General features: G+C 64.2%; 24 protein-coding genes. 12 read left to right on the plus strand and 12 right to left on the minus strand.

Features of this window, described 5'->3' with window-relative positions:
* Positions 1-37 precede the first annotated feature (37 nt).
* Positions 38-1,225 carry a Gfo/Idh/MocA family oxidoreductase gene (locus FJ471_RS27975; protein WP_140807984.1) on the minus strand — a complete coding sequence of 396 codons (1,188 nt, stop codon included), beginning with the start codon at positions 1,223-1,225 and terminating at the stop codon, positions 38-40.
* Positions 1,226-1,373: 148 nt separating this feature from the next.
* On the minus strand, positions 1,374-2,429 hold the full coding sequence (locus FJ471_RS27980; protein ID WP_140807986.1) for a sugar phosphate isomerase/epimerase: 1,056 nt from the start codon (positions 2,427-2,429) through the stop codon (positions 1,374-1,376).
* A 399-nt stretch (positions 2,430-2,828) separates the two neighbouring features.
* Here FJ471_RS27980 and FJ471_RS27985 point away from each other — a divergent pair, with 399 nt between their 5' ends.
* The 5 genes from FJ471_RS27985 (at position 2,829) to FJ471_RS28005 (ending at position 7,235) form a co-directional block, all read left to right on the plus strand.
* On the plus strand, positions 2,829-3,716 hold the full coding sequence (locus FJ471_RS27985; RefSeq protein WP_140644632.1) for a sugar phosphate isomerase/epimerase: 888 nt from the start codon (positions 2,829-2,831) through the stop codon (positions 3,714-3,716).
* A gap of 54 nt (positions 3,717-3,770) precedes the next feature.
* Positions 3,771-4,940 (plus strand): mandelate racemase/muconate lactonizing enzyme family protein, encoded by a 1,170-nt coding sequence (locus FJ471_RS27990; protein WP_140807988.1) that lies wholly within the window; start codon positions 3,771-3,773, stop codon positions 4,938-4,940.
* 2 nt (positions 4,941-4,942) lie between these two features.
* Positions 4,943-5,659, plus strand: coding sequence for a FadR/GntR family transcriptional regulator (locus FJ471_RS27995; RefSeq protein ID WP_140807990.1), 717 nt, complete (start codon positions 4,943-4,945; stop codon positions 5,657-5,659).
* A 164-nt stretch (positions 5,660-5,823) separates the two neighbouring features.
* A complete protein-coding gene (locus FJ471_RS28000) occupies positions 5,824-6,804 on the plus strand; it encodes a hydroxyacid dehydrogenase (protein ID WP_140807992.1) in 981 nt (326 codons plus the stop codon).
* An 86-nt stretch (positions 6,805-6,890) separates the two neighbouring features.
* A complete protein-coding gene (locus FJ471_RS28005; protein ID WP_246684851.1) occupies positions 6,891-7,235 on the plus strand; it encodes a hypothetical protein in 345 nt (114 codons plus the stop codon).
* A gap of 1 nt (position 7,236) precedes the next feature.
* Here the strand turns inward: FJ471_RS28005 and FJ471_RS28010 are convergent, their stop codons facing one another.
* Positions 7,237-8,535 (minus strand): amidase, encoded by a 1,299-nt coding sequence (locus FJ471_RS28010; RefSeq protein WP_140807996.1) that lies wholly within the window; start codon positions 8,533-8,535, stop codon positions 7,237-7,239.
* Between the two features lie 118 nt (positions 8,536-8,653).
* Between FJ471_RS28010 and FJ471_RS28015 the strand changes: the two genes are divergently transcribed.
* Complete coding sequence (locus tag FJ471_RS28015; RefSeq protein WP_140807998.1) at positions 8,654-9,001, plus strand: GFA family protein; 348 nt, start codon at positions 8,654-8,656, stop codon at positions 8,999-9,001.
* 48 nt (positions 9,002-9,049) lie between these two features.
* Here the strand turns inward: FJ471_RS28015 and FJ471_RS28020 are convergent, their stop codons facing one another.
* A complete protein-coding gene (locus FJ471_RS28020; protein ID WP_140808000.1) occupies positions 9,050-9,958 on the minus strand; it encodes an SDR family oxidoreductase in 909 nt (302 codons plus the stop codon).
* A gap of 94 nt (positions 9,959-10,052) precedes the next feature.
* On the opposite strand from FJ471_RS28020, the gene FJ471_RS28025 reads away from it, so the two are divergent.
* The gene (locus FJ471_RS28025; RefSeq protein WP_181179794.1) at positions 10,053-10,634 is read left to right on the plus strand and encodes a helix-turn-helix domain-containing protein; all 582 of its coding nucleotides are present in this window, start codon (positions 10,053-10,055) and stop codon (positions 10,632-10,634) included.
* Positions 10,635-10,671: 37 nt separating this feature from the next.
* Here FJ471_RS28025 and FJ471_RS28030 read toward each other — a convergent pair whose 3' ends face one another.
* Entirely contained in the window at positions 10,672-11,889 is a 1,218-nt protein-coding gene (locus FJ471_RS28030) for an MFS transporter (RefSeq protein WP_140808004.1), read from the minus strand.
* A gap of 171 nt (positions 11,890-12,060) precedes the next feature.
* On the opposite strand from FJ471_RS28030, the gene FJ471_RS28035 reads away from it, so the two are divergent.
* Both FJ471_RS28035 and FJ471_RS28040 read left to right on the plus strand, forming a co-directional pair.
* Positions 12,061-13,029 (plus strand): AraC family transcriptional regulator, encoded by a 969-nt coding sequence (locus tag FJ471_RS28035; protein ID WP_140808006.1) that lies wholly within the window; start codon positions 12,061-12,063, stop codon positions 13,027-13,029.
* 97 nt (positions 13,030-13,126) lie between these two features.
* Positions 13,127-13,558 carry a DUF4437 domain-containing protein gene (locus FJ471_RS28040; protein WP_140808008.1) on the plus strand — a complete coding sequence of 144 codons (432 nt, stop codon included), beginning with the start codon at positions 13,127-13,129 and terminating at the stop codon, positions 13,556-13,558.
* Between the two features lie 21 nt (positions 13,559-13,579).
* Here the strand turns inward: FJ471_RS28040 and FJ471_RS28045 are convergent, their stop codons facing one another.
* The 7 genes from FJ471_RS28045 to FJ471_RS28075 form a co-directional block, all read right to left on the minus strand.
* Positions 13,580-14,665, minus strand: a complete 1,086-nt coding sequence (locus FJ471_RS28045) for an ABC transporter ATP-binding protein (protein WP_140808010.1) — start codon at positions 14,663-14,665, stop codon at positions 13,580-13,582.
* Entirely contained in the window at positions 14,665-15,768 is a 1,104-nt protein-coding gene (locus FJ471_RS28050) for an ABC transporter ATP-binding protein (RefSeq protein WP_140808012.1), read from the minus strand. The genes FJ471_RS28045 and FJ471_RS28050 overlap by 1 nt, the downstream gene beginning before the upstream one ends.
* On the minus strand, positions 15,765-16,001 hold the full coding sequence (locus tag FJ471_RS28055; protein ID WP_140808014.1) for a hypothetical protein: 237 nt from the start codon (positions 15,999-16,001) through the stop codon (positions 15,765-15,767). The genes FJ471_RS28050 and FJ471_RS28055 overlap by 4 nt, the downstream gene beginning before the upstream one ends.
* Positions 15,998-16,957, minus strand: coding sequence for a carbohydrate ABC transporter permease (locus FJ471_RS28060; protein ID WP_140808016.1), 960 nt, complete (start codon positions 16,955-16,957; stop codon positions 15,998-16,000). Before FJ471_RS28060 ends, FJ471_RS28055 begins: the two co-directional genes overlap by 4 nt.
* Before the next feature lies 1 nt (position 16,958).
* Positions 16,959-17,864 (minus strand): sugar ABC transporter permease, encoded by a 906-nt coding sequence (locus tag FJ471_RS28065; protein ID WP_140808018.1) that lies wholly within the window; start codon positions 17,862-17,864, stop codon positions 16,959-16,961.
* A 69-nt stretch (positions 17,865-17,933) separates the two neighbouring features.
* Complete coding sequence (locus FJ471_RS28070) at positions 17,934-19,250, minus strand: ABC transporter substrate-binding protein (protein WP_140808020.1); 1,317 nt, start codon at positions 19,248-19,250, stop codon at positions 17,934-17,936.
* Between the two features lie 392 nt (positions 19,251-19,642).
* Positions 19,643-20,299: a TetR/AcrR family transcriptional regulator gene (locus FJ471_RS28075; protein ID WP_140808022.1), complete on the minus strand. Its 657-nt coding sequence runs from the start codon at positions 20,297-20,299 to the stop codon at positions 19,643-19,645.
* A 214-nt stretch (positions 20,300-20,513) separates the two neighbouring features.
* On the opposite strand from FJ471_RS28075, the gene FJ471_RS28080 reads away from it, so the two are divergent.
* The 3 genes from FJ471_RS28080 to FJ471_RS28090 form a co-directional block, all read left to right on the plus strand.
* Positions 20,514-21,710, plus strand: coding sequence for a Tm-1-like ATP-binding domain-containing protein (locus FJ471_RS28080; RefSeq protein ID WP_140808024.1), 1,197 nt, complete (start codon positions 20,514-20,516; stop codon positions 21,708-21,710).
* A gap of 12 nt (positions 21,711-21,722) precedes the next feature.
* Positions 21,723-22,568, plus strand: coding sequence for a phosphoenolpyruvate hydrolase family protein (locus tag FJ471_RS28085; RefSeq protein ID WP_140808026.1), 846 nt, complete (start codon positions 21,723-21,725; stop codon positions 22,566-22,568).
* A 4-nt stretch (positions 22,569-22,572) separates the two neighbouring features.
* A partial coding sequence (locus FJ471_RS28090) for a cupin domain-containing protein (RefSeq protein WP_140808028.1) occupies positions 22,573-22,939 on the plus strand: 367 nt, incomplete at its 3' end.

Here is a 22,939-nt window from a genome sequence, read left to right on the forward strand (position 1 = left end):
GGGGGGGGGGGCATCTCCCGCTCGCCGACCGACGCGACTACAATTTCGTCCACGCCCCGTTCTTCTTCGACGACTTCACGCAGGCCTCGATGAAGGCCATGCCTTCGACGCCGTCGGCGATCGTCGGGAAGACCACATCCTTGGCCGGCTTGCCGCCCTTCCTGCGCACCGCGCGGATAGCGCGGGCTGCCTCCTGGTAGATGTTGGCGAAACCTTCGAGATAGCCCTCCGGATGGCCGGACGGCACGCGGCTGACGCGCGCCGCGACCGGCATCGCGCCGGCGCCGGCCCGGGTGAGCAGTTGCTTGGGCTGCCCGAACGGCGTGTACCAGAGATAGTTGGGGTCGGCCTGCACCCATTCCAGCCCACCCTTGGAGCCATAGATGCGCAGCTTCAGCCCGTTCTCATGACCCGGCGCCACCTGGCTCGCCCAGATCATGCCCTTGGCCGGATGCGTCTTGCCGACCGGCTTGAAGCGCAGCATGACGTTGACATTGTCGTCGAGCTGGCGGCCCGGCACGAAGGCGTCGAGATCGGCCGAGAGCGTATCCAGCTCCAGCCCGGAGACGAAGCGCGCAAGATTATAGGCATGGGTGCCGATGTCGCCGAGCGCGCCGCCGGCGCCCGCCTGCTTGGGATCGGAGCGCCATGAGGCCTGCTTCTGGCCGGTGGCGGCGAGGTCCTCGGTCAGCCAGTCCTGCGGATATTCCGACTGCACGATGCGGATCTCGCCGAGCTGGCCCTTGGCCACCATCTCGCGCGCCTGCCGGATCATCGGATAGGCGGTGTAGTTGTGCGTGAGCACGAACACCTTGCCGGTCTTCTCGACAAGGGCGGCCAGCTTCTTCGCCTCGGCCAACGAGGTTGCCAGCGGCTTGTCGCAGATGACATGGATGCCGGCCTCGAGGAAGGCCCTGGCCGCCGGCACGTGCACATTGTTGGGCGTGACGATCGCCACCGCCTCGATGCCGTCGGGACGCCTGGCTTCGGCCTTCGCCATCTCGGCATAGGAGCCGTAGCTGCGCGCCGGATCGAGCCCGAGTTCCTCGGCCGAGGCCTTTGCCCGTTCCGGATTCGACGAAAGCGCTCCGGCCACCAGCACGAAATCATTGTCCATGCGCGCCGCGATGCGATGCACCGCGCCGATGAAGGCGCCCTGCCCGCCGCCGACCATGCCGTAGCGGATCGGGCCGCCTCTTGCTTCCGTCTTCGATGCGCCGACCATTTATTGTCCTCTCTCTTTGACTCCTCACCCTCCCCTTCGCGGGGAGGGTCGACGCATAGCGTCACGGTGGGATTATAAGAGTTCGCTGCGGCTTGCGATTCAACCCCACCCGACCAGTCGGCGAACCTCCTCAAGGGAAGTTCGCGAGCTAAATCCCCATCATCGCCCGCAGCAGCTTCTTGTCGCTCGTGCCGCCGGCGAAATCATCGAACGCCTTCTCGGTCACCCGGATGATGTGGTGCTGGATGAAGGGCGCGCCTTCGGCCGCCCCGTCCTCGGAATGCTTCAGGCAGCATTCCCACTCCAGCACCGCCCAGGAATCGTAATTGTACTGGGTGAGCTTGGAGAAGATGCCGCTGAAATCGACCTGGCCATCTCCCAGCGAACGGAAGCGGCCCGCCCGGTTCACCCAGCCCTGGTAGCCGGAATAGACGCCTTGCCGCCCGGTTGGGTTGAACTCGGCGTCCTTGACGTGGAACGCCTTGATCCGCTCGTGGTAGATGTCGATAAATTCGAGATAGTCGAGCTGCTGCAGCAGGAAATGCGACGGGTCGTAGTTGATGTTGCAGCGCTTGTGCCCGCCGACCGCGTCGAGGAACATCTCGAAGGTGGCGCCGTCGAACACGTCCTCGCCCGGATGGATTTCGTAGCCGACGTCGACGCCGTTCTCGTCATAGACGTCGAGGATCGGCTTCCAGCGTTTGCCGAGTTCGGCAAAGGCTTCCTCGATCAGGCCCGGCGGCCGCTGCGGCCACGGATAGAGGTAGGGGAAAGCGAGCGCGCCGCTGAAGGTCACCGAGGCCTTGAGCCCGAAATTGCGCGATGCCTTGGCGCCGAACTTCATCTGCTCGACCGCCCATTTCTGACGTGCCTTCGGGTTGTTGTGCACCTCGGCCGGCGCGAAGCCGTCGAACTGCGCGTCATAGGCCGGATGAACGGCGACCAACTGGCCCTGCAGATGCGTCGACAGTTCCGTGATCTCGACGCCGGCATCGGCGCAGATGCCTTTCACCTCGTCGCAATAGGCCTTCGACGACGCCGCTTTCTTGAGGTCGAACAGGCGTCCGTCCCAGGTCGGGATCTGCACGCCCTTGTAGCCCAGGCCGGCCGCCCATTTGGTGATCGAAGCCAGGGAATTGAACGGTGCGGCATCGCCCGCGAACTGCGCCAGAAACAGGCCGGGACCCTTCATCGTCGTCGGCATCGGCATCCTCCCTCATTGTTTTCGCGACCAAGCATAGCGCCGATTGAAGTGAGGGCCAGCCTGTTTGGTCAATACTGTCGGCGTCTATGCGTTGCGCCATTCTGGTATTACCAAATCCCGTAATTCGGTCAAGCGGCCGAAAACCGATAAGATGGGGCGAACTTCCAAACAAACGAGCGAAATTATCTTATAAAATCAGTCTATTGCTTAACCGAAACGGCTTCCATCCCCCACTTCTTGCCGTGCATGAAAATTTGCTGTAGAGGTCATGGAAGGCCCAATTGGTCGAACCAGTTCCGAGGAAAATGCTGGTAACGCCTTGGGGAGGAATCGTGCGGCCGCCCCTATCGGAGGCGTCGCGGGGTAAATGTGACAGGCGAATTCTGGGAAGGATAGACCATGCATCTTTCGACGCACAATTGGATGCGGGCGGAGCCGCTGGAGGTGACGCTCAAGCGCATCAAGAAATTCGGCTACGAATCGATCGAGATTTCCGGCGAGCCGGAGCAGTACAAGACCAAGGAGACGCGCGCGCTCCTGAAGGAGCACGGCATCCGCTGCTGGGGCTCGGTGACGCTGATGCTGGGCGAGCGCAACCTCGCCGCCAAGGACCAGGGCCAGCGCGAGCGGTCCGTCCAATACGTCAAGGACGTGCTCACCATGGTGAGCGAGCTCGATGGCGAGATCATCACGCTGGTGCCCGCGACCGTCGGCAAGGTCGTGCCGGACGGCACCGAGGCGGAGGAATGGGGCTGGGTGGTCGATGCCACGCGCGAGTGCTTCACGCATGCCAAGAAGGTCGGCGTCAGGATCGCCGTCGAGCCGCTCAACCGTTTCGAGACCTATCTCTTCAACCGCGGCGCCCAGGCGCTGGCGCTTGCCGACGCGGTGAGCCCCGAATGCGGCGTCTGCCTCGACGCCTACCACATCCATATGGAGGAATTTAACGTCTACGACGCGATCCGTCAGGTCGGAAAGCGCCTGTTCGACTTCCATGTCGCCGACAACAACCGCTTCGCCGCCGGCCTCGGCCAGATCGACTGGCCGAAGATCGTGCGCACGCTGAAGGAAGTCGGCTATGACGGCGCGCTGACCAACGAGTTCGTCGCGCCCGTCGACCGCACGCCTGCCGCGCCCTATCCGGAGATGGTCGAGCGCAATCCGGTCGACATCTCACCCGAGCAGCTGAAATTCATCCAGGACCATGGCTCCAGCGTGCTCACGGAGAAATTCTACACCGACCAGATGCGCATCACCGCCGAAACGCTGCTGCCGCTGATCAAGTAGACCTCCGATCGAGGCTTATCCCTCCGCCCGGCGGGCGGAGGCCGAAAGGAAAACATGCGCATCAAAAGCGTCCAGGCCTGGTGGGTCCGTATCCCGATCGAAGTCGCGAAGCAGCATCGCAGCGACTTCGGTCAGGTGACGACTTTCGACGCCGCCATCCTGCGCATCGAGACCGACGACGGCCTCGTCGGTTGGGGCGAAGGCAAGAACGCCGCCGGCAGCGCCGGCAGCTACGGCGCGCTCGTCCATCTGCTCAACCACGAGATCGGCCCGCAGCTCATCGGCCGCGATCCGGCCGACATCGGCATCATCTGGGAAATGCTCTACAACGGCGTGCGGCACGAGACGGCGGCGCGTGCCGGCCATGCCATGCCGCAGCTGGCGCGGCGCGGCATGAGCGTGGCGGCGATCAGCGCCGTCGACATCGCGCTCTGGGATATCCTCGGCAAGTCGCTGGGGCAGCCGGTGTGGCGGTTGCTCGGCGGCCGCAAGGTCGAGCGTATGCAGGCCTACGCCTCGGGCGGCTGGGCCTCAGCCGACGCCATCGGCGAGCAGTTGAAATCCTACATCGCCAAGGGCGGCTTCAAGGCGCTGAAGATGCGCGTCGGCGCCATGGACGGCGCCCCGCATGTTTCGGCCGCGCGCGTGCGCGCCGCAAGGCAGGCGATCGGGCCGGATGTCGAGCTGATGGTCGACGCGCACGGCACCTACACCGTCGCCGAGGCCAAGCGCTTCATCAAGCTCACCGCCGATCTCGACCTTGCCTGGTTCGAGGAACCGGTGATCGCCGACGACAAATCGGGCATGGCCGAAGTGCGCGCCTCGGGCTCGACGCCGATCGCCACCGGCGAAAGCGAGGCGACGCGTTACGCCTTCCGCGACCTGGCGGTGCTGAAATCGGCCGACATCTTCCAGCCGGATCCGGCGTTTTGCGGCGGCATCAGCGAGGCGATGAAGATCGGCACCATCGCCAGCGCCTTCAATCTGCGCTTCGCGCCGCATCTGTGGGCCGGCGCGCCCTGCTTCTTTGCCGGGCTGCATGTGTGTGCCGCCTCGCCCGCCAGCTTCATCATCGAATATTCGCTCGGCGCCAACCCGATGATCCACGACCTTGTCGAGGAGACTGTCGAAGCGAAGGACGGTATGATAGCGATCCCTGAAAAGCCTGGATTGGGATTCACCATCTCCGGGCGATTCCTGGAGGCGCACGCGCAACGTATTTGACGATGAAAGAAAAGAACCTTCTCGCGGAACTTGCCGCCTATCTCTTCGCCAACTCGGACAAGGAGTCCGGCCGCACGCCCTCGGAGCGCGAACTGGCGGAGCATTTCGGCGTCAGCCGCGGCCAGATCCGCGAGGCGCTCGCCATCCTCGAAGCCATGCGCATCGTGGAGCGGCGCGCCAAGTCCGGCATCTATATCGACACCAAGCAGGCAAGCGTGGAAGCGCTGGCGCTTTTCGCCCGCGCCGGCCTGCCGCTCGATCCGGTGCAGATCTACGAGACCGTCGAGCTGCGCAAGATCCACGAGATCAAGGCGGCCGAGCTTGCCTGCTCGCGCGCCACCGAGGAAAACTTCGAGCGCCTGCGCGAGATCCTGAAAGCCTCCGAAGAGCGCATCGCCGCCGGCGAAGGCCTCGCCAAGGAGGACCGCGAGTTCCACCTCGAGATCGTGCGCGCGACCAAGAACAGCGTCTTCCACAACATCTGCAGCGTCTATTACCTGATGGGCGAGCAGCGCCTGCCGATCTATTTCAACGACCCCGAGCGCAGCGTGCGCTCGCATGCCGAGCACATCCAGATCTACGAGGCGCTGCTGCGCCGCGACGGCAATCTCGCCCAGGCCTTGATGAACGCCCATTTGCAGGGTGCCGAGAGTTACTGGAAGGGGATCATCGAAGGTCGCGGGGCGGAGCCGGAAAGCGCGGCGCTGGAGAAAGCTTGAGCAATTCCAGGAAAAGTGTGAAACGGTTTTCCGCCCGGAATTGCGTGAAAATAGAGAGATAGGGCAGTTCGCCGTTTCCATGAAACGGTGAAATGCCGTTGAGCATTTTGCAGCCACGCGCTTTCGCTCGGCGTCGCGGAAATGCGGCCAAAAAAGGAACCTTGATGCGCAAGATCCTGTCGACGCATCCGCTGCACCCACGCGCCACGGCCATGCTGGCCGGCGCCGGCCGGCTTGCGATCGCTTCCGCGCTCGATCCCAGGACGCTGACCACGGAGGCTCGCGACGCCGACATCGTCATCGTGCGCGCGCCGCTGCCGCCGGAGCTGTTTGCGGATGCTTCCAGCCTGCGCGCCGCGATCCGCCACGGCGCCGGGCTGGACATGATCCCGGTCGAGGCCGCGACCGCCGCCGGCGTGCTGGTCGCGAACGTGCCTGCCGTCAATGCCCGCTCGGTCGCCGAGCATGTGATGTTCACCGCGCTCGCCCTCTCGCGGCGCTTCCGCGTGGTGGACCGCGACCTGCGCGCCAAGGGCTGGCTTGCCGGACGCGAGCACGCCAATTCGACCAGCGAGCTGGCCGGCAAGACGATCGGCATCGTCGGCCTCGGCGCCGTCGGCCAGGCCGTCGGCCATATTGCCGCGCACGGCTTCGATCTCAATGTCGTGGCGACGACGCGCAGCCTGCGGCCTGCGCCCGAACGTGTCGGCTTCCTGTCGATCGACGCGCTGGTCGAGCAAAGCGACATCATCGTGCTCTGCTGCCCGCTGACGGAGGAAACCCGCGGCCTGATCAGCCGCGAGCGCATCGCCCGCATGAAGCCCAGCGCCCTGCTGATCAATGTCTCGCGCGGCCCGGTGGTGGACGACGAGGCGCTGATCGAAGCCCTGCAAAAGGGCCGCATCGGCGGCGCGGCTTTGGACGTCTTTTCCACCCAGCCGCTGCCGCCCAACCATCCCTATTTCGGCTTCGACAATGTCATCGTCACCCCGCATTTAGCCGGCATCACCGAGGAATCGATGATGCGCATGGGCGTCGGCGCCACCGGCGAGGCCCTGCTGGTGCTCGCCGGCAAGCTGCCGGTCAATCTGCGCAATCCGGAAGTCATCGAGCACTACCGCCGGCGCTTTCCGGCCGGAAGCTAGCGCATCGCTGTTTCGCCCCAATTGTTCGCGACGTTGGTGCTATGTTGAGTGTTCGCCTGGCATTCACGGTTGTTGCCGTTTCCGTCATGCCCTCGGTCGCGGCGGCTGAAAGCAGCTACGTCTATTGCGACAACGGGCTACGCTGCTTCAAGGCGCCCTGCCCTTCGAACAGCGCGCTCGACCTTGCCAACGGCAAGATCATCAAGGGCGTGTCGATCGACACCAGTGAATTGCCGCGGGCGGACCGGGAGCGGCCCTACCTTTCCGATATGCTCCACTATGGCTCGGTCGTCGTGCGGGGCAGGATAGAAAGCCGCCCGGAAGCGCTGACAAGCGACGAGTATGTGCAAAAGGTGATTGTTGCCGGAGCCATCGAAAGAGAAACGATGATGAAGGAACGTCAGCATTGCTCGTCACGTGGGCTATACTGAGTTATCCTTCGCCAAGCAGCCGCTCTACAGCCGCGGAAATCTCCAGCAGATGGCGATCATGGCCATTACGCGCCACCAGCATTAAGCCGCCCGGCAGCTTGGTGCCGGGCATCGGCAGCGAGATCGCGCAGAGGTCGAACTGGTTGGCGGCCTGCGTGTTGCGCAAGAGCAGCCCTTCCGTCCTGTCGCGCAGTTCTTCGTCGCCGGCCATGGCGGCAATGGACGGTGCGACCATCGGCACGGTCGGCAAGGCCAGCACATCGACTGTCGCCAGCCGTTCCGCCATGGCCGCCGCAAGCTCGCCGCGACGGCGGATCGTGCGGATATAGGCGGAAGCGGGAACCGCCAGCGCGCGCGACAATGGCCCGGTGACGTGTGGATCGACCGGCACCGACGTGCCGCTCGCCAGCCAGTCGGCATGCACTTCGGCGCCTTCCATGGACGCAATGGTCCCGCGCCTGGTGGCTAGGCGCATCTCGGCGACGAGATCGTCGATCGACAAATCGGTGGCGCGGGCGCCGGCCTGCCCGATCCTGCCGATGCATCCCTCGAAAGCTGCCGCGACCTCGGCTTGCGTGTCGCCGAACAGCACGCCACGCGCAATGCCGATGCGCAGGCCGGCAAGTGGAACCGGCTGAAGCGCTGCCGGCTCTTCTCCCGCTATGATCGCATCGGCGATGGCGCAATCGGCGACGCTGCGGGCAAGCGGGCCGATCGAATCCAGCGTCATCGACAGCGGAAAGGCGCCGGTCAAAGGCACGCGCCCCGACGTCGGCTTGAAACCGACGACGCCGTTCAGCGAGGCCGGGATGCGCACCGAGCCTCCAGTGTCCGACCCGATGGATATTTCGCTCGTGCCCTCGCCGACCGCGACGCCCGCGCCGGACGACGACCCGCCGGGGATCAGGCTGGCATCGACGGCATTGCCCGGCGTGCCGTAGTGAAGATTGTCGCCGACCGCGGTGAAGGCGAACTCGGTCATGTTGGTTTTGCCGAGGATGACGGCGCCCGCCTGGCGCAGCCTCCGCACGATCGCCGCGTCCTGCGTCGTCGGCGTGGCACTGGCGCGGATCAGCGACCCGGCCCTCGTCGGCTCGCCGGCGACGTCGAACAGGTCCTTGATCGAAACGATGCGACCGTCGAGCGGCCCGAGGCTGACGCCGGCCTTGCGGCGGGCATCGGACGCGTCTGCGGCTGCCAGCGCGGCCTCCGCATAGAGCTTCGTATAGACCTTCTCGTCGCCTGCGCGATTGGCAAGACGTGACAGGATGATTTCAAGACGGTCGCGGACGGATTGCATTTTTGATGTCGGGCCTTGCAAAGTTGCAGCGTCTTTTAGGCACGGCCTGATGTTGGGCCTCGCGAGAGATAAACCGGCAGGCGTGCCTTTGCACCCTGCCAGCGATGGGAAGATGCTGATGCTGTACAAAGGCGGCTGCCACTGCGGCAAGGTGGCGTTCGAGGTCAAGGGCGAACTCGGCATGGCCGTGCGCTGCAATTGCTCGATCTGCCGGCGCAAGGGCGCGCTGTTGTGGGCCGTGTCCCATGAGACGCTCAATCTGGTCGCCTGGGGCGACGACCTCGGCCGCTATACCTTCGGCAAGGCTCAAATCGCGCATCGCTTCTGCCGCACCTGCGGCATGCATCCGTTCGCCGAGGACGTCAGCGAAAGCGGCGAGCGGAGCGCCTATATCAATGTCAACTGCCTGGAAGATGTTGATCTCGCCGCAATCGAAGTCTTCGAGTTCGACGGCCGCTCGGCCTGACGCGCAATTCCGGACGGAAAACCGCTACGCACTTTTCCTGGAATTGCTCTATCGGTAGCCGGTCGCATCGGCTGGCTTGCCGGCATCCTGAACTTCCGGGACGTAGCGCCAGGCGTCGGGACGCGAGCCGTCAAGATCGGTGAAGCCGTAGATCTGGGCCAGTCCGCCGCTGGAAAGCGACTGGCCGTTCCAGCGTGAACGATTGGGATCTGCGGCCAGCGCCACGACCGCGCGGCCGATGAAGCGCGGCGTCTCGGATATGACGAAATGCGGCACATTGGCTGTCGCGTCGCGCCAGTTTTCTTCCCGCACGCCAAACGCCTCCAGCATCATCTCCGAGCGCAGCCAGCCCGGCGTCAGCGAGACGGACGTCGCACCATGCTTTGCGAGGTCCTGGGCGTGCGCCCATGCCATGCGGTTCACAGCCACCTTGGCGAGATCGTAGAAGGGCGAGAGCCGGTAGTGGTCGGCATTGTATTCGGCCGTGCCGTCGGTGACTTCGACAAGCAACCCACCCGGCTGCTCGATCATCAACGGCAACGCGTGGTGCGCCGTAATGAGGTGCGTATCGATGCCGAGCCGAAGCAACCGCAGGCCATTCTCGAGATTATGATCCCAGACCGGCTTGTTCCATTCGAACAGCTTTTCGCCGCCCCACAGATCGTTGACCAGTATGTCGAGCCGGCCCTGTTCGGCACGTATCCGCTCGACCAGTCCGCGCACTTCTTCGGAGACCAGATGGTCGACCCGAACGGCAATGCCCTTGCCGCCTTGCGCGGTAACCAGCTCCGCTGTCTCCTCGATGGTTTCTGGGCGCTGATAATCCGATTGCCGGGTGCGCGTCGTGCGGCCGGTGACATAGACGGTGGCGCCGGCAGCGCCCAGTTCGACCGCAATTCCCCGGCCCGCGCCACGCGTTGCGCCGGCAACAAGCGCGACTTTCCCTTGAAGCGTCATTCAAACCTCCGAACTTGAACTCGGCACAATAAGAGCTGGCGCCCATCGCGCGTCTCATTTATAAATGATTGTTCGTTTATAAATGAGAGTCAAGATGACCCGGCCAAAAACCCAGTCCGACGAGCAGGTGCTGGAAGCCGCCTACCGGCTGATGCATGCCGACGGGCCGGAAGCGCTGACCTTCGAAAGGCTGGCGCGGGCCAGCGGCCTTTCAGGCTCGACGCTGGTGCAGCGCTTCAGGAACAAGACGCTGCTGAAGCAGCGCACCCTGCTCTATGCCTGGGATGGGCTCGACCGAAAAACCGAGCAGGCGGCAGCATCGGTCCCCAGAACCCCGGCCGGCGCCATTGGGCTGCTGGTCGCTCTCTCGATCGGCTATGGCGACATCGAGTCCTATGCCGAAGGTCTGCTCGTCCTGCGCGAGGATCTTCGCGATCCGATGCTCAGGGCGCGTGGCGCGGCCTGGAAAACGGCGCTCGGCAGGATGCTCGCCGATTGCTTCGCCGGCGTCCCCGGCATGCCGGACGATATCGGCCTGCTGATGGCCGCTCACTGGCAGGGCTCGCTGCTGTGGTGGAGCTTCGATCCCTACGACAGGGATGTTGCCGCCTATGTCGAGCATAGCCTGACGCGCTTCGTTTCGGCCGTCACAAAGACATCGGCCCGGCGCTCCTGAGAGCCGCCGGGCCGAAGCTTGAAAGGCGAGCCGGCGCCTACTGCGCAGCCTGCTTCGGCCCCATCAGGAAGGCCACCAGCGCCGCGAACAAGGTCGCCACGCCGCTATAGGCGAAGGCGGTGGCGACACCGGCATGATCCACCAGCAGGCCGCCGACGATGGCGCCCAGCGCGATCGCCACCTGGAAGGTCGCGACCATCAACCCGCCGGCGCTCTCGGCCTGGTCGGGCGCGGCGCGCACCAGCCAGGTCTGCAGGCCAACCGGCACGGCGCCGAAGGCAAAGCCCCAAGCAGTCACGGCGACAGCCGCACTTATCGGCGAGGCGCCAAGCACCAGCAGTGCAGCCGCCGACAGGGCGATCAGCAGCGGCGCCAGGCCCACGGCCATCTTCAAATTACGCTCGGCCAGGAACGCGCCGGCGAAATTGCCGAAGAAGCCGCCGATGCCGTAGGCGAGCAGCACCAGCGAGATGGTTTGGATCGGCATGACCGGGACGGTCTCAAGGAACGGCCGCACATAGGTGAAGCCGGCGAACTGTCCGGACGCAACCAGCAGCACCACCAGCAGCGCGACGCGGATCATCGGCCGCTTCAGCACTTCGACCAGAGTGCGAAAACTCGCCACCGCCGTCGGTGGCAGGCTGGGCAGAGTGGCAAGTTGCACCAGCAGCGCCAGTCCGCCGACGACCGCCGCGATCATGAAGGCGGTGCGCCAGCCCCAGACGTCGCCGACATAGGCGCCGACCGGAGCAGCCGTGACCGTGGCTACCGAGACGCCGGTCAGGATGATCGACATGGCGCGCGGCATCAGCCGCATCGGCACCAGCCGCAGCGCCATCGCCGCCGACATCGACCAGAAGCCGCCGAGCGCCACGCCAAGGACGACGCGGGCGAGAAGCAGCATGGTGAGCGAGGACGCGAAGGCGGCGACGAGGTTGGAGACGATCAAAAGGACTGAGAGGATCCACATGACCAGCCGGCGGTCGAGCCGCTTGGTGATGATCGCCATGGTCGGCGCCGCAATGGCGCCGACGACGGCCGTCGCCGTCACCGCCTGGCCGGCGGCGCCTTCGCTGACGCCGAGGTCTTGCGCCAGCCGCGTCAACAGGCTGGCGGGCAGGAATTCGGCGGTCACCAGGCCGAAAACGCCAAGCGCCAGCGAGACCACCGCGCCCCATGCCGGCTCTGTTCGTTCCTCAGCTTCGCTTGTGTCGAGAATAGCGGCGTCGACGACGCCCGTGGCGGGTTCGGTCATGGTAAAATCTCCGGTCTGTTTGCGGCGCCACATAGGAGATGACCAGACCGGACTCCACCCGTTACGTGCCAGCGGGCGGCTCTGTCGGTTCGATCTGGTTGCGGCGCAACATTTGGCTGCAGTGCAACATAGGGAGTGACTGGCTGGAGTTTCCATGCTAGAAACGCCGAAATGAATTACAATTCGTCCAAAACCATTGTGCAGACCTCCGGCGACCCGCTGACCGACATGTTGCGCGGCCTGCGGCTTGACGGCGTCGATTACGGCCGCTGCGTGCTGGGCGAGCCCTGGGCCGTTTCCTTCCCAGCGCAGAAGGCGGCGCGCTTCCATTTCATCGGACAGCAGGGCTGCTGGCTGTTCTCGCCGGCCAAGGAATGGATCGAGCTCTCGGTGGGCGATGCGCTGCTGGTCCCGCGCGGCGACGAGCATGTGCTGGCGAGTGCGCCCGGCGTGCCGCCGGTGCCGATCGGCCGCTACACGATCGAGCCGGTGTGCGAGAACATCTACGACGTCTCGAATGGCTGCGACGGCTGCAAGACCTTGCTGTTTTGCGGCTCGATGCATTTCAACCTCGACGGCTCGCATCCGCTGCTGGAGATGATGCCTGACCTGATGCAGGCGCATAAGCTGATGGCGAACGCGCCCGGCATCCAGCATCTGCTCGACGCTATGGCCGGCGAGGTGACGATGGACCGCGTCGGCTCCGGCGGCATTCTTGCGCGCCTGGCCGACGTGCTCGCCGCCACCATCATCCGCTCCTGGGTGGAGAATGGCTGCGGCGACGCCACCGGATGGATCGCCGCCGTGCGCAACCCGGATGTCGGCAAGGTGCTTGCCGCGATCCACCTGCAGCCGGAGCGCGACTGGACGGTCGAGGCGCTGGCCAGGATGATGGGCGCCTCACGCTCCGCCTTTGCGCAACGCTTCGCCACCGTGGTCGGCGAGACGCCGGCTAAATATGTCCTGCGCGTGCGCATGCACCAGGCGCGGCAATGGCTCACCCGCGACGGCATGCGGGTTTCGGTGGCGGCGTCGCGGCTAGGCTACGATTCGGAAGCCTCCTTCAGCCGCGCCTTCAAGCGGGTGATGGGCGTGGCGCCGAGTCATTTCCGCCACGCCGGCGCCGACGAACAATCCTGAGCTCGGGTCGCCGGGCTGGAGGAATTGCCAAGTCTTTTGGACGCCCCGCCATTCCCCGCCACCCGAAGCCGCATAAGCTGGCTGCGGAGGAACCGCCATGCCCAATCATCTTCCGTCGCTTGCGCTTGTCGCGCTCGCCATCCTGCCGGGCCCGGCTTTCGCGCTCGAAGACAGCTACCTGCCCGCCGACAAGATCCCTTATGCCGTCGAAGCGCCGGGCCAGCCGCAGCGCCTCGGTCCGCTATGGGGCGAACGGGCGAAAGGACCGGCCGGCACGCTGCTGAAGGTCCCCGGCAACTGGCGCGCGCCCGTCCATGCCCACACCGCCGATTATCGCGCGATTGTCATCAAGGGCCTCTGGGCGCACTGGCAGATGCAGGGCGGCGAAGCCACCAAGGTCGAGTTGCCGCCCGGCTCCTACTGGACCCAGAAGGCCAACGAGATGCATGACGATGCCTGCCTGTCGGACACCGAATGCGTGATCCTGCTGATCAACGACACGCCTTACGAGACCTATCTGCCGAAATAAGGCAGCAGCCAGGCCGGGCCGCTACCCCGCGTGCCGCAGGCTGACGCCGCTGCCCTTGTCGAACAGCACCACTTTGTCCGGGTTCCAGGCAAAGCGCACCGGCTGCTCGATCGCGACGGCGGTCCTCGCGGGGACGGTGGCCCGCAGCATCGTGTCGCCGACCCTGAGCGTGACAATTTTCTCGACGCCGTGGTTCTCGACATCGTGGACTTGCGCCTCGACCGGCGCGCCGCTTTCCAGATAGACGTCCTCGGGACGGATGCCGAAGACGAGCGGGCGACCGTCGGTCGCTCCGCCCGTCCTGGTCCCCCCTGAGAGCGGCAGCTCGAAATTCATCGGCGCCATTACCGCACGGTCGTTGACCAGCCTGCCGTCGATGAGGTTCATCGGCGGCGAGCCGACGAAGCTCGCGACATAGGTGTCGCGCGGATTGTTGTAGATCTCATGCGGGGTGCCCATCTGGACGATGCGGCCGTGGTTGAGCACCCCCACCTTGTCGCCCATCGACATCGCCTCGATCTGGTCATGCGTGACGAACAGGAATGTGGCGCCGAGCTGCATCTGCAGGTTCTTCAGCTCCGTGCGCAGCGCCTCGCGCAGCTTGGCGTCGAGCGCCGACAGCGGCTCGTCCATCAGAAACACCCGCGGCTTGCGCACGATGGCGCGGCCGATCGAGACGCGCTGCATCTCGCCGCCGGAAAGCCGGTCGGTCTTGCGGTCGAGCAGATGCTCGATCCTGAGCGTGCGCGCGGCGCGCGCGATGCGATCCTTGATCTCTGCCTCCGGCAGCCGGCGGATCTTCGGCTTCAGCGGAAATTCGAGATTCTGCCGCACCGTGTAGCGCGGATAAAGCGAATATTGCTGCAGCACCAGCGCCACGTCGCGCTCGGCCGCCCCCCAGTCGGCGACGTCGACGCCGTCGATGAACACCTGGCCCTCTGTCGGCTTTTCGAGACCGGCGACCATCCTCAGCGTCGTCGTCTTGCCGGCGCCCGTCTCGCCGAGCAGCACGAAGAATTCGCCGTCGGCGATGTCGAGATTGAGATTGGACAGCGCGGTGTGGTTGCCGAATGTCTTCGAGATGTTCTTCAGCTGGATATGGGCCATTACAATCTCACTCCGAGCGACTTGCCGCTCGCCGCGTCGAAGAAATGCGTCTGCGAAGGATCGATCCGCGCATAGACCTTTTCGCCCGGACCGCCGATGAAGCCGCTCTTCGTGCGGGCGCGCAGCATCTTGGAGCCGACCTTGAGGTCGACAATGTCGAAGGAGCCGAGCGGCTCGACGATCTGCGTTTCGACCGGCAGGAAACCGTCCGTCGCCTCGCGGCGCACCAGCACCCCTTCCGGCCTGATGCCCAGCGTCAGCTGGCCGCCGGCATGGCCGTTGAGCTTGGAAAGCAGCGCGCGTGGAAACTCGAAGCCGGCGGCCGCGCCGCCGACGGAGACAGAAGCGGCGGACGCATTCTCGGCCACGATTGCCTCCGCCACATTCATCACCGGACTGCCGACGAATTGCGCGACGAACAGATTGGCCGGATGCGAATAGACCTCATCCGGGGTGCCGACCTGCTGCAGCACGCCTTCATGCATGATGACGATGCGGTCGGCGAGGCTCATTGCCTCGATCTGGTCGTGCGTCACATAGATGCTGGTCGAGCCCTGCTTGATATGCAGCCGCTTGATCTCGGCGCGCATTTCCTCACGCAGCTTGGCGTCGAGCGCGCCGATCGGCTCGTCCATCAGCATCGCCTTCGGGCGCCGCACCAGCGCGCGGCCGATGGCCACGCGCTGCATGTCGCCGCCCGACAGCGCCGAGGGCCTCTTGTTGATGAGATCGGTGATCTGCAGCGTCTTGGCGACCGAGCGCACCTCCGTGTCGATCTCGCTCCTGCTCTTGCGCGTCGCGCGCAGCGGGAAGGCGATGTTCTCGTAGACGTTCATATGCGGGTAGAGCGAGAAGGACTGGAACACCATGGCGATGTCGCGGTCGGCGGCCTTGAGGTGCTGCACCGGCTTGCCGTCGATCAATATGTCGCCCTGGTCGATGGTCTCCAGCCCGGCGATGGCGCGCAGCGTCGTCGTCTTGCCGCAGCCCGACTGCCCGAGCAGCACGATGAACTCGTTGTCGTCGATCTTGAGGTTCAGGTCCTGGATGACCTGGACGGCGCCAAAGAATTTCTGGACGCCGCGAAGCTCGATCTGGGTCAATGCTGTGCCCCCGCATTGCGCGCCTGCTGGTCGGCTCCGTGACCGGTGCCGACCTGCTCCTCGCGTGGGATCTTGGAGGTGACGTTGAAGCCGATCAGTCCGATCAGGATGATCGTCACGCCATAGGTGTGGAGCAACATGTTCCACGGCTGGCAGAGCGCGACGATGCCCAGCACCATCAGGATCTGCGAGCCCGGTTCGAGATACTTCTCGTTGATCGCGCGGAAGCTCATTTGCGGATCGCTCCGAAGGACATGCCGCGCAACAGGTGGTTGCGGAGCAGGAAGGTGAAGATCGCGACCGGCAGCAGGAACAGGAACGTGCCCGCGGCGATCACCGTCCAGTCGGGCAGGCCGGAGCCCACCTGGCTCGGAATGAAGGGCGGCGCCGTCTGCGCGCGGCGGTTGGTCATGATCAGCGCGAAGGCGTATTCGTTCCACGCCGTGATGAAGCAGAACACGGCCGTGGCGGCGATGCCGGTCGCGGCCTCGGGCAGCACGATCTTGAAGAAGGCTTCCATGCGCGTGTAGCCATCGACGAGCGCCGCCTCCTCATACTCCTTCGGGATCTCGTCGATGAAGCCCTTCATCAGCCAGACCGAGAAGGACAGGTTGAAGGCGGTGTAGAGAATGATCAGGCCGAGATGGGAATCGTTCAGTCCCACGGCCCGGTACATCAGGAACATCGGGATCGCGACCACCACCGGCGGCAGCATGCGCGTCGACAGGATGAAGAAGAGCAGGTCCGCCTCCCCCTTGACCCTGAAGCGCGAGAAGCCGTAGGCGGTGAACGTGCCCATGCCGACGGCCAGCACGGTCGAGGTGATCGCCACGATCAGCGAGTTCATGAACCGGCTCGGATAGCCCGACCACTGCACCTCACCCTTGCCGTCGCGCACGATCTTTTCGCCGCCATCGAAGACGACTCGCTCCCACCAAGGGGCGGCGGCATACTCTTCCGGCGTCGGCGGATTGCGCATCTGGGACCGCTTGGTGAACAGCTTCACGAAGGGCGAGATCTCCGGCTGGAAGACGACCGTCGGCGGGATGGTGGTGGCGAGGTTGCGCGGCTTGAATGCCGTCGAGGCGATCCAGTAGATCGGCGCCAGGAAAATGATCGTCACCAGCAGAACGACGACGATCGCGATGCGGTTGAAGGTAACTTCGGAAGAAGTGCGGACGGCGGCCATCTCAGCGCTCCTTCACCTTGTTGAGGTACTTGACGTAGATGTTGGTGATCGCCAGCACCATGATCAGCACGATGTAGGCCATGGCGCAGGAGCGCCCCGTCTGCCATTCCTGGAAAGCCATCTTGTAGAGCCGGATCGAGATCAGTTCGGCCGTCGGCTGGCTGGTCAGGATGTAGGCCAGGTCGAAGGTCTTGAACGCTTCCATGGTGCGGAAGATGACGGCGATCATCAGGATCGGCGCGACCAGCGGCAGCGTGATGCGGAAGAAGGTGTAGAACGGCCCAGCGCGGTCGATCGCGGCGGCCTCGTAGAGATGTTTCGGCACCGCCGAGAGGCCGGCCAGCGACAGCAGCATCACGAACGGCGACCACATCCAGATATCGGTCAAAGCGACCGCATAGAGCGCCATCCTCGGGTCTGCCAGCCACTCGAAATTGCCGAGCCCGAGCGCATAGTTGATGACGCCCCATGACGGGTCATAAAGCAGTTTCCAGAACAAGCCGACGACGGCCATCGACAGCATCATCGGCAGCAGCAGCAGCGTGGTGATAAAGCCCTTGAGCGGAATATCCCGGTTGAGCAGCATCGCCACGCCGAAGCCGACAAACAGCTGTCCTGCGACCGAGATGATGACGTATTTCGCGGTGATGGCGAAATTCGACCACACATAAGGGTCGTTGAGCAGGTCGCGATAATTCTGCAGCCCGACGAAATTGGCCGGCGCATTGGTCGAGGCGCGGAAATCGGTGAAGGAGTAACCCAGCGAATAGATCAGCGGAAAGATGTTGAAGACGATCAGGAACAGGATCGTCGGGATGATGAAGAGATTGCGGATCGAAATGTCGCTGAGGCCGCGCGCCGCGGCCCGTGAGGACCTGTCGAGCGTGGTGATCATCGTGGTCGCCAAAACCCTGCTCCGGATGCTTGAAAAACAAACGGAGGAGGCCTCTCAGGCCTCCTCCGCGAGGCATGTCGATTACTTCACGCGGCCGTATTTCTTGAAGGTCGCGTTCCAGTCGGCGGCAAGCGCGTCCAGCGTTTCCTTGGCGGTGCCCGAGCCGCCGATCATGTAGGGATAGATGCGCTGGTTGAGCTGCTGCAGCAGTTCGGCATATTCCGGCACCGCCCAGAAATCCTTCACCTTGAACATGGTCTCGTAGAAGGCCTTGTTGTATGGCGTGGCGCTCTGGAACTCAGGCGATTTCAGCACCGCGGCGCTGCAGGTATAGCCGCCAAGCGCCGCCCACTTCTTCTGGGTCTCGTCCTTGATGAACCATTCAAGGAACTTCATCGCCTCGTCCTGCTTCTGCGAGTAGGAGATAACCGAGATGCCCTGCCCGCCGAGTGCGGCGAACTGATCGCCGTTGGGGCCGGGAGGATTGGCGAAGAAGCCGGTGTTCTTGGCGTTGGGGTTGGATGCCTCGTTGATCAGCGAGGGGAAGAACGCGAAGAAATTCATGCTCATCGCAGCCAGGTTTTCGGTGATCGCCTGGTTGTCCTCGACGAAGAACGACTTGGCCCAGCCCGGAGGCGTGAACTTGTATAGTTCCTTATAAGCATCGAGAGCGGCGACCGCCTTGTCCGAGTTTATGTGGCCGTCAACCTGGTAGGTCGAATAGTCGCCGAGCTCGCCACCATAGGAGAACAGTGCGTTCTCGAAGCCCATCGCCATCGCGTCATAGGAATTGTCGGTGTAGATGGCGATGCCGTATTTCTTCTGGTCCGGACGGTAGAAGAATTCCGCGATGTCGCGCAGCGCCTTGAAATCCTTCGGCACGTCGAGTTCGTAGCCATACTTGGCCTTGAACGCTTCCTTTTCCTTCGGGTCCTCGAACCAGTCCTTACGGTATGACCAGCCGACCGCATCGCCTTCGAGCGGGATAGCCCAGTACTTTCCGCTGTTGCCGGGATATTCGGAGTAATATTTCACCGTCGCCGGCGCCATCACGTTGCCGAGATCATGCTTTTTGAAGAAGTCGGTGAGGTCGACATAGTGGCCGCCGGTCGAGCCGGCGCCGAGCCACTGCGAGTCGCCGACCACGAGGTCATAGGCGTCGCCATGGGCGTTGAACTCGGTGAAAGCCTTGGTTTGGAAGTCTGACCACGGCGTCGTTTCAACCGTGATCTTGACGCCGGTTTCCTTCTCGTACTCGTTGCCGAGTTCCTGCAGGTAGTTGGCCGGATCCCATTCCGCCCAGAAGATGGTGAGCGACTTTTCCTGCGCGTGGACGGATGTCCCGCAGGCAAGCGCCAGGCCGACACCAGCAAGCACGCTGGTCACTATCTTGCGCATAGTTTTCCTCCCTTGTGCGCATTCTATTGTCGTATGCGAGCCAGCAGCGAAAGCCGGCCCTGGTAGTTCCTCCTGTGATGGCGCCTCTCCGGTTCCAGGCCTCTTTGCCCTGCCGGAAATGGATCGCAGCCGTCACTTTTGATCCGCTTTATCGGTACTGATCTGGTATTACCAATTCTGGCGTGGCGTCAAGCGCTTTCTTGAAGCCTCGATATCAGCAAGATAGGCCGAGCATTACGATATCCGTCTGTTTTCTCTTGTTTTTCCTACTGTTTGATACATGAAGCCCTTGTCATGAGCGGGTAGCCGCAGTTAACATCCAAAACTGGCTCCACAATCTGGTCGAACCAGATTTACACAGTGGCCGCCTTGGATGCGGCCGGCATTCCGGCTCAGCTAGCTTCCGATTCCGCCATCGCGGCACGTACCAGCGCGCCCGCCGCCCATTGCGCCACCGACACCATCTCGGCGCTGTCCAGCCCCCAGATATCCTTCAGCACCGTGACCACCTCGACGCCGAACATCAGCGACAGCGCCTGCGCCAGGCGCCTCAACTGGCGCGGCTTCAAGCGCCCCTTGAGCGGCGCGATCGCATCCTTCAGCAAATCGACGCGATGACCGCGCTTGAAGGCCGGTTCCGATCCGAGCGTGCCCGCCTGGCGCCGCGCCCATTGATCGAGCGACAGTTTCAGCGCCGCCTTGAACGTCGCTTCGAAGGCTTCGATACGCGGCATCGCGGTAGCGAACAGATCCGCCACGCGCCGCTCGGCATCGTCGGATGCCGACGTCCAGGTGAGGATCGGACCAAGTCCCTCATCGACCACAGCCTGCACCAGCGCCGCCTGGCTCGGGAAATAACGGTAGGCGGTGGCGCGCGACACCTCCGCCGCCTCCGCGACCTCGCTGACCGAAGGGGTCATGCCGGACTGCATCAGCCTTGTCGCCGTTTCGAGCATCAGCCGCCTGGTCCGGGCGCGCGGCCCCTTCTCGACGGCCGGCGCCTGGGCGGCATCATCCTTGGAGGCAGCTTGTTGACGTGAGACATCCATGTCAATACGATACGCGCGTCTCAAAAATTTGCAATGGCGCAACGCCGGGCGATATAGGGGCCCCCGCCAGCGACGAGGTTTTGCCGAGGAGCTTAAGGGCGGGGCAAAAAATTTGGGGCCCCGCCAGCGACGAGGCTTTCGCCGAGGAGCTTAAGGGTTGGGGTAAAAAAGGCGGGCGGCGACGCCGGACGTGCCGGATGACGGGGAACCAAGGATGGGGCGCATCTATGTAGTCGGCACTGCCGACACCAAAGGTGAGGAACTCGCCTTCCTGGCCGATGCTATCGCTAAGGCCGGTGGCGCGGTGGCTCGGGTCGATATCGGCACGCGCGGCGCGACTGTCCCGGTCGATGTCCCCGCGAGCGAGGTCGCCGCGCATCATGCCAAGGGAGCCGGCGCGGTTCTCGGCATCGACGATCGCGGCGCCGCCGTTGCCGGCATGGGCGCTGCCTTCGCCAGTTTCATCCGCTCCCGCAACGATGTCGCCGGCGTGATCGGCATCGGCGGCGGTGGTGGCACCTCGATCGTCACCGCCGGCATGCGCGCGCTCCCGCTCGGCCTGCCGAAGCTCATGGTCTCGACGCTGGCCTCCGGCGATACCGCGCCTTACGTCGACGTTTCCGACATCATCATGATGCCGTCGGTCACCGACATGGCCGGGCTTAACCGGCTCTCACGTGTCGTGCTGCACAACGCCGCCCAGGCGATCGCCGGCATGGCGGCGAAGCCGGCCCCTGCCGCCGCCGGCAAGCCGGCGCTGGGGCTCACCATGTTCGGCGTCACCACGCCTTGCCTGACCGCGATCGTCGACCAATTGCGCGCCGGCTATGACTGCATGGTCTTCCACGCCACCGGCACCGGCGGCCGCTCGATGGAGAAGCTCGCCGATTCAGGCCTGCTGGCCGGCGTGCTCGACATCACCACCACCGAGGTCTGCGACTTGCTGTTCGGCGGCGTGCTGCCGGCGACCGAGGATCGCTTCGGCGCGATTGCCCGCACGAAGCTGCCCTATGTCGGCTCGGTCGGCGCCCTCGACATGGTGAATTTCTGGGCACCAGCCACGATCCCCGAGCGCTATCGCGAACGATTGTTCTACGAGCACAATCCCAATGTCACGCTGATGCGCACCACGGCCGAGGAATGCCGCCGGATCGGCGAATGGATCGGCGGCCGCCTCGCCCGATGCGACGGCCCGGTCCGCTTCCTGATCCCGGAAAACGGCGTATCGGCGCTCGATATCGAGGGTGGCGCCTTCTTCGATCCTGACGCCGATGCGGCACTGTTCGACGCCATCGAGCGTACGATCCAGCCGACCAGGGACCGCACCGTCACGCGCCTGCCGCTGCACATCAACGACCCCGCTTTCGCCAAGGCCGCCGCCGAAGCGTTCCTCGACATCGCCAACAAGTGAGATCCGACAAGCATGACCGCCATTCCGCGCAAAGCGATACTGGAAAAATTCCGCAAGATTATCGCCGACGGCGTGCCGATCGTCGGCGGCGGCGCCGGCACCGGCCTGTCGGCCAAGGCCGAGGAAGCCGGCGGCATCGATCTGATCATCATCTATAATTCCGGCCGCTACCGCATGGCCGGGCGCGGCTCGGCTGCCGGCCTGCTCGCCTATGGCAACGCCAACGAGATCGTCAAGGAGATGGCCTATGAGGTGCTGCCGGTGGTGAAGAAGACGCCGGTGCTGGCCGGCGTCAACGGCACCGACCCCTTCGTCATCATGCCCCTGCTTTTGGCCGAGCTGAAGACGATGGGCTTTTCCGGCGTGCAGAATTTTCCGACCGTCGGACTGTTTGACGGCACCATGCGCCAGAGCTTCGAGGAAACCGGCATGGGTTTTGGACTCGAGGTCGACATGATCGCCGAGGCGCATAAGCTCGACCTTCTCACCACGCCCTACGTCTTCAATCCCGACGAAGCGCGCGCCATGACCAGGGCCGGCGCCGACATCGTCGTCGCCCATATGGGCGTGACGACCGGCGGCTCGATCGGCGCCACCTCGGCGAAAACGCTCGACGCCTGCGTCAAGGAGATCGAAGCCATTGCCGATGCCGCGCGCTCGGTGCGCAAGGACGTCATCCTGCTTTGCCACGGCGGGCCGATCTCGATGCCTGATGACGCGCGTTACATCCTGGAGCGTTGCTCAGGGCTGCACGGCTTCTACGGCGCAAGCTCGATGGAACGGCTGCCGGCAGAAGCGGCAATCGCCAGGCAGACGGCGGAATTCAAGGCGGTCGCGATCACAAAAAGGAAGGGATAAGACAATGGCCGACAGGGGGAACGTGTTCGTCTATCCGAAGGATGTCAGCGCCTTTGGCTTCGACTGGGGCAAGCTGTCACTGACCGTCGCGCCAGAAGTGAACGGCGCCGAGCGCTTTTCCGGCGGCGTCGTCGACCTGCCGCCCGGCAAGGGCCACACCCGCCACAATCATCCTGGCGCCGAAGAGATCATCTTCGTCATCTCCGGCAATGGCGAGCAGATGGTCGAGGACGAGAAAGGCAATCCGGTGGTGGCGAAAGTCGGTCCCGGCTGCACCATCTACGTGCCGGAAAGCCGCTTCCACTCGACGCTCAACACCGGCGACCAGCCGATGCAGCTTTTCGTCGTCTATTCGCCCGCCGGACCGGAAC

The organism is Mesorhizobium sp. B2-7-1 (assembly GCF_006440735.1).
In the GTDB taxonomy this organism is placed as follows: Bacteria; Pseudomonadota; Alphaproteobacteria; order Rhizobiales; family Rhizobiaceae; genus Mesorhizobium.